The following is an 8,591-nucleotide window of genomic DNA, read 5'->3' as shown; positions in this document are numbered from 1 at the left end:
TCCGAGGATCAGCTCGCTTCCATCAAGCGCCCACACTTATCGGCTGTTAATTTTTAAAGAGCATTCTGCGAGGAACTTCGTGTTTCCCGGCAGCGCTGCGTTTTCAGCAGCAGAGAAGCGAGATTATGAACCGTGTTTCGCAGTTCGTCAACAACTTTTTACACTACATCGTTGCGACTGCGGGGCTCAACTTCCAGGCCGGCTGCGCGCTTCAGACTCCAGCACACCGCCAACCCTGCTTCCCTTCTCCCGCGCCGTGTTTCCGTTAGCGCGAAAGAGGCGTGATTCTAAGCACCCGCCCCCAACTCCGCAAGCCCCTTTGTGAAAATATTTTGAAAAAGCCCCCGTGCGCTGACGCGCACGGGGGCTTCGAGCTCGACGGGCCGCCTAACGCAACGCGAGCCATCCTCTATTGACGTGACATATACCCGTCGTTTCCCAATATAGGAGGTCGCGGAACGAGCCAGGAATCGGGTGCCGTCGAGTATCATGCCGCGACCGAACCACGCACTCATATCCACGATGGACAGCACCACTCAACCCGGCGACGCCGACCTTCGCGCCGAATATGCCGCGCTGCGCGAGCGCGCCATCATCCTGGAAGAACAGGCTCCACCGCTTCTTCAACGCATCTCGGATGTATTGCCACGGATCAGCGGCGAATCGGAACTGGCGGACGAGCACCGCGAGCGGCTCGTCGGCGCGCGCAACGCGGCGATGGTCTCGATCGAAAACTATCAGCAGGCGATTCCTTTCCTGCAGACGGCCGACTCGATCATCGAGCAACTGGACAAGACGCCCGAGCGCGACGAAGACATCGAATGGCGTGAATCGCTGCTGCAACGGCTCGACGAGCTGATCGACGTCGCAGTCGTGATGATCGACGACGCCGAAGGCTACTTCGAACAGGCTCAGGCCTGCGATCTGTCCAGCGTGCCGAAAGCAATCCTCGAGGAATAAGTCACACCGCTCGGGCTCGCGTCGCGCACCGGCGTCATGTCGTGTGCGCCAGCCATCCCGATGCTTGCCAGCCGAAAGTCGCAGCCCAAGATGGGTGAGTCGTCACACCGACCAGCAGGCCAGGCTCCTCCCGCAAAAGCTCACCTTTTCGCGACGCCCCTCGCCCGGGCCGCGCAACGCGACTACCGCGCGTCGAGAACGATCGTCTCGCTCACGATCGGCACGCGGATATATCCGCCCTCCGCATCGCCATACGCGTGCGCATTCCCGTCGATGACGCATTGCGCCGTCAACGCGCAAAGGGTCGCGTCTCGCGCATCGACGGACTTCAGCGTCGACACGTCGACTCCCAGCCGCTCCAGCAATTGCCGGCGCTGGTTGCGTTTCTGCTTCGCCGATGCGACGGCCCTACCCAGCATCGCGCAGGTGATCGCATAAGGATAGGTTTCGAAGCTCGCGCGACCGCCCGCATAGCGGGCGCCGGTCAGCAGCGGATAGGCATCCGCGAGCGCGCGGTAGACACGCTCTCCCATGAACATCCAGTCGAAGAAGCCTGACGTGCTCGCCACCGCCTGCTCCCGCGACGGCGTCGGAAAGCACGAGATCCGTTCGCGCGCGAGCGCCTGTTCGGCCGCCCGGCGCCCGCTCCCCGTCCACCACAGGCTCGGTGCGTCGACACCCACGGCCACGACGTCATGGGCGAGGCACAGCGCAGGCACCGCCTCGGGCGCGATCCGTTCCTCGCAGTAGACGACAGTCGGCCCGCGCAGGATCACGAGATCGCACAGCTTCTTTTCGCCACCCACATCGACACCCGCCACGGCCGGCGATTGCCGCGCGACGGATCCGACGGAACGAACCGGTCGCATGCGGGCGCCTCAGTTCGCCGGCCGTGCGTCGTAAGCGGCGTCGAAGATCGCCTCGAGACCGGGATGTACGCCGCGCATCGGATCGACGACCGACTTCGCCCAGTCGAAGTACGCCTGCTTGCGTTCGAGCGGCCAATCCGCGGGCGGATTCCGCGCGATGTCGCGCAGGTTGCAGATCTTGTCGGCCAGCTTCACGAGCTTCGCGCGCCGGCTGATGGTCGCCGCATGCTCGACCTGCAGGCGCTTGCGCTCCTCCTTCGGCAGCGACTTGTCGTCGGTGACTTCCATCACGATGTCCGCCACGTCCTTGCCGAACAGCCGCAGCAATTCCTGCTCGGTCGTCTCGGTATCCTCGACCGTGTCGTGCAGCACGGCCGCGACGATCACGCGCTCGTCCTCGACGCCGGCCTCGTTGGCCAGCACGTCGGCGAGTGCGATCGGATGATTGATGTACGGCGACGCTTCTTCGTCCTTGCGCCGCTGATTGCGATGCTTGTCCGCCGCGAACGCGATGGCGGCTACCAGCTTTTTCATATTCCCCCCTCGTGTGGCCTGGCCCGCGACCGGCAGAACCGGCCGCGTGCATTTCGGAACCGCACATACTACCTGTTCGCGATGACCCTGCCCGTGCGCCAGCATCCACGCACGCCCTGCGTCACGCACCGGCCGGCGCGCGCTGCAGTTCGACCACGTTGACTCGCGCGCCGAATACGTCTCTCACGAGCGGCAGCAGATGATCGTGGTGCGTCAGGAACAGCACCTGGGTTCGCGTCGACAGATCGCGCAGCGCATCGAGGCCAGCCCTCGCACGCGCATCGTCGAAATTGATGAACAGGTCGTCGGCGACGAACGGCAGTGCGGTCCGGCTACCGAGCTGCAGTTCCAGCGCCGCGATCCGCAGCGCGAGGAACAACTGGTCTCGCGTTCCTTCGCTCAAACCGGCGACCTCGACCGATGCCCCCTTCGTCCGTCGTGCATACAGGGCGGGCGGCGTCCGTTCGGTATCGACGGTCAATCGCGCGAATTCGCCCAGCGTGAGCCCGGCGAAAATCTCGCCCGCGCGCCTGAGCATCGGCCCCTGCTTCTGGTCGCGGTAGCGATCCGTCGCCCACTTCAGCAACCGGCTCGCCGTGGCCGCCTCCAGATACTGTTCGGCTGCTTCGCCCATCGCCGCCAGCGCTTCCTGTCGTTTCGACTCCGCAACGGCCGCGTTCGACTGACCGTCGATCGCGCTGAACGCCTGATCGGCCACGACCTGCTGCTGTGAAAGCTCGTTCAGCCGCTTGCCGACGTCACTGAGCGACTGCTTCACCGCTTCGAGGTGCGCCGGTACGTCGGCGATGTCCTGTTCCGCGACTTCCGCTTCGACAGCGGACCGGGACAGGCCGTCACCATCGCGCACCAGCGCCTCGTGGGCGGCATCGACCGCCTGCCGAAGCTGGCGCCGGCGATCCGAGCGTTCGGCCAGCGGCAGCGCCGCGTCGATCGACACCACGCCGGCCAGTTGCAGCAGCGGCTGGATGCGCGCATCGGCGCCGGCCACCGCGGCGGCCGCGTCCGCGACCTTGCCGTCGGCCTGCCGAACAGCGTCGTCGGCGCGACCGATCGCACGCGCGATTTCCCTGGCAGCCGCGAGGCGCATCGTCAGCCGGCGCGCGACGTCCGGCCAGTCGCCGCTCGCCAGCCATTCCGGCGCGAGCGCTTCGGCAAGCCGCCTCGCGCCCGCCTCGAGCGCGGCCAGTTCGGCGCGGATCGCGGCAATCCGGTTGCGCGGCGCATCGGCATCGGCCAGTTCGGCCGTCACCGTGTTGGCGAGATCGAGCGCGCCCTCCGCCGCGGCCAGCGTCGCCGCGCTCGCGAACAGCTTGGCGTCGGCCAGCGCGTCGCGCCATTGCGCATGCCACGCATCGTAGGCCGTCTGCGCGTGGCCGGCGCGCGACTGTGCCGTCGCGCATCCGCGTTCCGCCTCCCGCGCGCGATCCTCCAGGCTGCCTTGCTGCGCGAGCGCTTTCTCGGCCGACTGTATGAAAGTCTCGGCGATCGCGACGAGCGCCGCCAGGCCATCCGACTCACCGCCTCGCGACACGGTACGCAGTGCCGTGCGCAGCGTGGTTTCGGCACCCGCCCGCGCGGCGCGAATCGCGTCGAATTCGCGGCGCAGCCGGTCGAGGTCGGCCTGCGCGGCGAACACCGCGTCGCGCTTCGCAAGCCAGTCGCCCATCGCCGCCAGCGGCATGCCGGGCACCGCGGCAGCCGTCGCGAGCGCAGCCCATGCGTCGCGATGCGCGGCGAGCTCACGCTCGCGCTCGTCCAGTGCGGCCTGCCTGCGCGTTACGCCGGCACGTGAGGATTCGACCTGCTGACGCAACGACTGCAATGTCGCGGCCGCCTGCGTTGCGCCGAGCTGTGCGTCGACGAGTTCGTCCGCAAGGCGGATCGCGTCGTCGACCGCAGGTGCGCCCGTTGCGAGATCGACCGCGCCGCTGCGGATATCGCCCCACGCGCCGTCGCGTCTCGCGCGCGCCGCCAGCACGTCGGCGGTCGTGACGACCTTGTGGTTTTCCGCGAAGTGCTTCTCCTGCAATTCGAGCCGCTCGAGCTCCTCGAGCGCGCCGTCCCGCGCGTCGCGTGCAGCAGCGACCGCACTCGCGCGTTCGCTGTCCTCCTTCAGCAGCGTGCCGAGCCGCGCCGCCGACGGCACGTCGAGCGCACGCAGCGTATCGACCGGCATGCGCCACTGGCCGAGCGCATCGAGTGCGCCGGACAACGTGCGTTCGGCGGCGGCGATTTCTTGTTCGAGTGCCTGCTCGCGCTGGCCACTGTTGCGAAAGCCCTGCGCATCGGCCAACGCCGCACGCAGCGCCTCCGGCACATCGACGGTCGACAGGCGCGCCTGTTGTTCCCTCACCTGCGCAAGCTCACGCGTGCGTTCGTCGAGCGATTCGCGCGCGCCGGCAAGCGCCTGGTGGAGCGCACCGTGTTCGCGCAACAGGTTTGCAACGGTCTTCAGCGACAACGCGGTCGGCAGCGACGCGCGCAGCGACGCTTCGTCCGTCGGCCAGTCGAGCTGGCCCGCCGCTGCAAACGCGGCCGACAGGTGCCGCTCGACATCCGCGCCGAGCAGCAGCAGATCCTGCGCATGATTCATGCACGCGCCGCGCAGCCGATCGAGCGCTTCAATGTCGGCTTCGAGCGCCAGCGTGTCGGCGTCAGCGTCGATCGCATCGCGCGCCTGCCGTTTCGCGAGCAGGTCGGCACGCCGCTCCTCGAGCACCTTCTGTTCGGCCGCGAGATCGCCCTGCGCCTTCAGAAGATCCGCATACGCGGTGGGCGGCAACTCGACGACCGGACCCAACTCCGCCAGTGCCGCGTCCTTGACCGTCAGCTCCTTCAGGTATGGCGCCAGCCGTCGCACGCGTTCGAGCTTCGAGCGCAGCGCTTCGAGCCGACGCTGTTCCGCGCGTGCCTGCTCGATCTGCTGTTCGACCGCTTCGCGCGCGTCCTTGCGTTCGACCCAGTCGCGCGTGCGCACCTGGACCGTCTTCAGTTCGGTCACGGCTTCGTTGAACGACGATTCCGCGAGCGCAAACGCGCTGCCGCTGCGGCGCGGCGCCCAGAGCTCGACCGAACGCGCATCGAGCTCCTCACGCACCGGCCCGAGACTGCCGACACCGGCAGCCGATTCGAACAGCACCTGGCCGAGCTTGTCGGATGCGTCGAGAATGCTCCGGCCGCCGTCGACCAGACGCCCGTGATCGAGCCCGAACATCTGCTCGAAGAATTCGCGCGTGGCGCCGTCGAGGACGGCTGCCAGATAGTCGTCGGGCAGCTTGTCGTCGGCGGGTGTGCGCAGCGGACTGCGTCCGCGCGCACGGTGGAACGCGAGTTCGCCCGTAGCGCTCTCCAGCACGCCGCCGATCCGCAGTTCGGGCGTGCTGTGCAGGAAATCGAGCGGGGTCTGCAGCTTCATCCCGAACAGCAGCTCCGACACGGCCGTGCGGATCGTAGACTTGCCGGCCTCGTTCGGCCCCACGATCACATGGAAATCCTCGCCGGCCGACGGGAATCGCAACGTCTCGTCGGTGAACTTGCCGTACTTGATCAGATCGAGCTGGTTGATCCGCATCGCTTACTCTCCCCTCGCCAGCCGCGCGAGCAACGCAGGCCCGACTTGCTCGACGAGTGCGGTGAGCTCGCCCGCGCGCGCCATCGCCAACAACGGCACCTCTTCCTTCACGTCGCTGCGCACCTTGCCGACGAACGGCTTCAGGTCGCGTTCAAGCAGTTCGAGGAAATCCGGATCGCGTGCAGCGTCGGCCAGGATCTGCTTCAGGTCCTCCAGCGCTTCGAGCTGCTCGCTTTCGCCCGGCTGATGATCGGCCGCGGACGTCGCGAGCCGAACCTTCTCGAGCCACAGCCGCTCGTTGCCGATCATGCCGATCTGATTCAGCACCTCCGCGCGCAACTGCGGCGCGCGGCCGAAAAAGAGGCCATGCGCGGGTGTGCGCCCCGTGACCGTCACGCGCACCGCGCGCGGCACATGGCCGTCGACGGTCAGCAGCGCTTCCAGCGACTGACCGATCTTTCTGGACAAGTCTGCGACGGTGAAGCAATCCGACGCGTCGACCGTCACGGCTTCCCAGCGCAGCACGTCAAGATACAGCCGCTCGACCTGCGTGCGGCCCTGCTCGACCGTCACGAGCACCGCGCCGCGGCGGCCCGTCTCGCGGATATGGCGCCCCTGCAGGTTGCCGGGAAACACCACCGTGGACGGCCCCGTCCATTGCTGGAATTCGTGCACGTGGCCGAGCGCCCAGTAGTCGTAGCCTTTCGCGTGAAGTTCGGCCAGCGTGCACGGCGCGTAGTTCGCGTGCGCCGCATAGCCTTCGAGCGCCGTGTGCAGCACGCCGATGTTGTAGTAACCGGGCACCGGATCCGGATAGCCGATCGCGAGATTGTCGACAACGGCCTTGTCCTTGAAGCTCTGCCCGTGCAGCGCGACGTCGAATTCAGGCAGCTTGTGGGTTTCCGCCTTGCGGTGGCCGAACACGGTGACGTTGTCGGGCAGCGTCAGCTTCTTCGTCATCTCGCTTTCGGCATCGTGGTTGCCGCCGAGGACGAACGCGCGGATGCCGGCCTTGCGCAGGCGCCCCATCTGCTGGCCGAAGAAAATGCCCGTGTTGTGGTCCTTCCAGTCGCCGTCGTACAAGTCGCCGGCGATCACGAGGAACGCGACTTCCTCTTCGATCGCACGATCCACGAGTTGCCGCAGCGCCTCGCGCGACGCGTTGCGCAACTGCGCGGCCGGCGCGTCGGGATACGCGCTCAGGCCATGCAACGGGCTGTCAAGGTGTATGTCTGCCGCGTGGATGAACTTCACGAAGATTCCTTTGTTTCATGACGATGGGGCCGGCGATCGCCGTGCGATGCCGCCAGTTGGGCGATCAATCGCAATCCTGGTAGCCGCCGAGTTCGCCGCAACGGATACAGCGAAACATATACGCTGTCGGCGAGCCGTCCTTGTCGAGTACGGCGAAGAAGCGCTCCCACTCGGCGCTCTCGTCGAATCCGGTCGATTCCCGAATCGACGCAACAGCCTGCGGGCCGAGCGCGGTCAGTTCGCCGGCACCCGTACGGCCGATGAACTGCCCGCCGTCGCCGCAATGCGTCCACCACCGTTCCTGCTGCCAGCCCTGAAAGCCCGGCGTGCGACAAGCGATTTCGTCGACGACCGCGTCGGGCACTTCATCCCATTCGCCGCCGCCAATGCCGTACGTATCGGTAAAGACTGCGTCGAGACGCGCGTGCGCCGAGCCGTCGGCGATGCACCACGGGCAGATGCATTGCTCATACTCGTCGACCGCATACACAGGGCCGGCGTACACGTAACCACGCGCATCGCCGCAACACACGCAGCGCGCGTCCGAGCGGATCACGCTGCCCGTTGCCAGCGGGTCGGGATGGTACCTGAAAGCGGGTAACGACATAAGGCGCTCCGTCGATCCGGATGGTGGGGACGCACGCGATGCGAATTCGAACGGCCATTGTGCCGCAGCCCGGCCGCGTTACTGCGGAATCTCGGTCTCGACAAACGTGCCGTTCACGAAACGATAGACGCGATGCGTTGCACCGCCGTGCGCGAGATATTCCCACCGGACGTCGATGCCGACCGGGTCGTCGTGCCACGCGATCGCCAGGTAGGGCGATTGCGCGCCACCATCGGTGTCGAGAGAAACGGAGTCGAGGCAGCTTTGAACCGGCAGCGAGAAACGCGGCACGGCATGGGTGCCGTGCAGTTCCAGCACGTACAGCGTCCCTTCTTCCCCCGCGCCGCAGTATCCGGTCGGGCGGCTGCTCGACGATCGGTTGACGACGACCAGCAGATAGTCTTTGCCGTCGATCCGCTTCGAACTGCCCGACGGGAACGCCACACTCGATGCCTCGCGCAATGCATGGCGAAGCGCGGCCGGCACGACAAGTGCCGATTTCCGGTGGCGGGCTGCATCAACCTCGAACAACCCCGGGTGTGCCCATTCGATCTCGTGACCGTTGGCGAGCCGCACCGATTCAGGTGTCGGCGTTTCGGCGAAGGCAACGGCCGCATTCGAGGCCAGCAGCGCCAGCGCCGCGAGCTTCAACGCAATCGATTTCGTCGGAATGATCCGTGTCCGCATGAATCGCGCAGGATGGCCGTGAAGTCCATCGCATGCGCCAGCGTGGCGTTCGGACAGCCCCGATCCAGGATCGCCCAGCGCGCGTCGT

At 66.7% G+C, this 8,591-nt stretch carries 7 protein-coding genes; 1 reads left to right on the top strand and 6 read right to left on the bottom strand.

Features of this window, described 5'->3' with window-relative positions; translation table 11 throughout:
* Positions 1–489: 489 nt before the first annotated feature.
* Positions 490–960, top strand: a complete 471-nt coding sequence (locus tag C5O79_RS02390) for a hypothetical protein (protein ID WP_046547252.1) — start codon at positions 490–492, stop codon at positions 958–960.
* Between the two features lie 182 nt (positions 961–1,142).
* Here the strand turns inward: C5O79_RS02390 and C5O79_RS02385 are convergent, their stop codons facing one another.
* The 6 genes from C5O79_RS02385 to C5O79_RS02360 all read right to left on the bottom strand — a co-directional run bounded on the left by C5O79_RS02385 (position 1,143) and on the right by C5O79_RS02360 (position 8,503).
* Positions 1,143–1,829, bottom strand: a complete 687-nt coding sequence (locus tag C5O79_RS02385; protein WP_122478435.1) for a DUF429 domain-containing protein — start codon at positions 1,827–1,829, stop codon at positions 1,143–1,145.
* A 9-nt stretch (positions 1,830–1,838) separates the two neighbouring features.
* Positions 1,839–2,363, bottom strand: coding sequence for an HD domain-containing protein (locus C5O79_RS02380; protein ID WP_046547250.1), 525 nt, complete (start codon positions 2,361–2,363; stop codon positions 1,839–1,841).
* 121 nt (positions 2,364–2,484) lie between these two features.
* The gene (locus tag C5O79_RS02375; protein ID WP_122478433.1) at positions 2,485–5,955 is read right to left on the bottom strand and encodes a YhaN family protein; all 3,471 of its coding nucleotides are present in this window, start codon (positions 5,953–5,955) and stop codon (positions 2,485–2,487) included.
* A 3-nt stretch (positions 5,956–5,958) separates the two neighbouring features.
* Positions 5,959–7,209 (bottom strand): DNA repair exonuclease, encoded by a 1,251-nt coding sequence (locus C5O79_RS02370; RefSeq protein WP_047853027.1) that lies wholly within the window; start codon positions 7,207–7,209, stop codon positions 5,959–5,961.
* A gap of 64 nt (positions 7,210–7,273) precedes the next feature.
* Positions 7,274–7,816 carry a CbrC family protein gene (locus C5O79_RS02365; RefSeq protein WP_122478431.1) on the bottom strand — a complete coding sequence of 181 codons (543 nt, stop codon included), beginning with the start codon at positions 7,814–7,816 and terminating at the stop codon, positions 7,274–7,276.
* Positions 7,817–7,894: 78 nt separating this feature from the next.
* Positions 7,895–8,503: a hypothetical protein gene (locus tag C5O79_RS02360; protein WP_124474629.1), complete on the bottom strand. Its 609-nt coding sequence runs from the start codon at positions 8,501–8,503 to the stop codon at positions 7,895–7,897.
* Positions 8,504–8,591: the final 88 nt, after the last annotated feature.

The sequence above is a fragment of the Burkholderia sp. SRS-25 genome (assembly GCF_004343765.1).
In the GTDB taxonomy this organism is placed as follows: domain Bacteria; phylum Pseudomonadota; class Gammaproteobacteria; order Burkholderiales; family Burkholderiaceae; genus Burkholderia; species Burkholderia contaminans.
The sequence above is the reverse complement of the archived record's forward strand: the minus strand, read 5'-3'. Positions and strand labels throughout refer to the sequence as shown.

Bases quoted from the DNA above. Each gene is read 5' to 3' on its own strand.
- C5O79_RS02385 (WP_122478435.1), bottom strand. From the start codon at position 1,829: ATGCGACCGGTTCGTTCCGTCGGATCCGTCGCGCGGCAATCGCCGGCC.
- C5O79_RS02390 (WP_046547252.1), top strand. From the start codon at position 490: ATGCCGCGACCGAACCACGCACTCATATCCACGATGGACAGCACCACT.
- C5O79_RS02375 (WP_122478433.1), bottom strand. From the start codon at position 5,955: ATGCGGATCAACCAGCTCGATCTGATCAAGTACGGCAAGTTCACCGAC.
- C5O79_RS02365 (WP_122478431.1), bottom strand. From the start codon at position 7,816: ATGTCGTTACCCGCTTTCAGGTACCATCCCGACCCGCTGGCAACGGGC.
- C5O79_RS02360 (WP_124474629.1), bottom strand. From the start codon at position 8,503: ATGCGGACACGGATCATTCCGACGAAATCGATTGCGTTGAAGCTCGCG.
- C5O79_RS02380 (WP_046547250.1), bottom strand. From the start codon at position 2,363: ATGAAAAAGCTGGTAGCCGCCATCGCGTTCGCGGCGGACAAGCATCGC.